This window comes from Pseudoalteromonas aliena (assembly GCF_038155085.1).
Lineage (GTDB): Bacteria > Pseudomonadota > Gammaproteobacteria > Enterobacterales > Alteromonadaceae > Pseudoalteromonas > Pseudoalteromonas aliena_A.
Genome location: NZ_JBAKAU010000049.1, coordinates 1 through 555, shown reverse-complemented (window position 1 = coordinate 555; position 555 = coordinate 1). Strand labels below are relative to the sequence as shown.

The window sequence follows — 555 nt, the reverse complement described above, 5'->3', positions numbered from 1 at the left end:
AAGAGCTTGCGACACAAGGTGCGAGTGATGCGAATGGTACAACTGAGTGGACTGCACAAAGTGCTGAATATACCGCCTTATCTGCAGAGTTAACAAGTATTATGGAAAATACTTCTTTTGGTGGAACTGGGCTTTTTAGTACGGCGGCTGCGGGTCCTCCAGTAGTTACTGCTGGTAAATTTACTGGCGCAGTTAAGTTCCAGGTGGGCTCCAGTGCAGCAGAGACATTGGATGTTGATATTTCAGGTTCAATTACAAGCGTTAATACCGCAATTGGTAACACAGCTGCTTTTACTGATGTTGCTAGCGCGCAAACTCAATTAGGTTATGTTGATACAATTATTAGCACTATTGGCACGGCTCGTTCATCACTGGGTGCGTCAATGAATCGTCTTGAGCATACGATGACGAACGTAACAAACATGAAAGAAAATACGCAAGCAGCATCATCTACATTAATGGATGCTGACTTTGCAGCTGAAACGTCAAATATGACTAAGCAGCAGTTGTTAATGAACTCAGGTATTTCAGTGTTAAGTACAGCAAATAGCACAA

Annotated in this window: 1 protein-coding gene; it reads left to right on the top strand. The window is 42.9% G+C overall.

The genetic code is table 11. The features are described from left to right. The coding region (locus V6260_RS18495; protein WP_341595564.1) for a flagellin at nt 1–555 on the top strand (555 nt) is incomplete at both ends.